This is a genomic window from Salinimicrobium oceani, from assembly GCF_012037645.1.
Map to the genome: position 1 here is coordinate 1 of NZ_JAAVJR010000686.1, position 438 is coordinate 438.

At 46.6% G+C, this 438-nt stretch carries 1 protein-coding gene; it reads right to left on the reverse strand.

Features of this window, described 5'->3' with window-relative positions; genetic code table 11:
• Positions 1–10: 10 nt before the first annotated feature.
• A partial coding sequence (locus HC175_RS18875; protein ID WP_438865967.1) for a hypothetical protein occupies positions 11–438 on the reverse strand: 428 nt, incomplete at its 5' end.

The window sequence follows — 438 nt, forward strand, 5'->3', positions numbered from 1 at the left end:
AATAATTTAACTATTGCTTTCTCTTGTTCTTAAGTTCCCGCTCTCTCTTCTCGATCTCTCTTTCACGTTCAGCGGCTTCCTTGGCCCTTTCCCGATGATATTCGGCAGCTTCTTTAGCCTGCTCCCGGTTCCATTCAGCTTTATCCTTACGCAGCTCTCTTTCCCGCTCTGCTGCTTCTTTAGCACGTTCGCGGTAGTATTCCGCTTCCTCCTTAGCACGCTCTATTTCCAGCTCGTTATCCAGTTTTCTCATATCACGTTCTCTTTCGGCAGCTTCTTTGGCTCTTTCGCGATAGTATTCGGCATCTGCTTTAGCCATTTCACGGTAAAGTTCTGCTTCATCCTTTCTTTCTTCCCGTTGCAGTTTTGCTAATTCCTTAGCACGTTCCCTGTGCCATTTAGCTTCTTCCCTGGCTCTCTCGCGGTACAATTTATCTT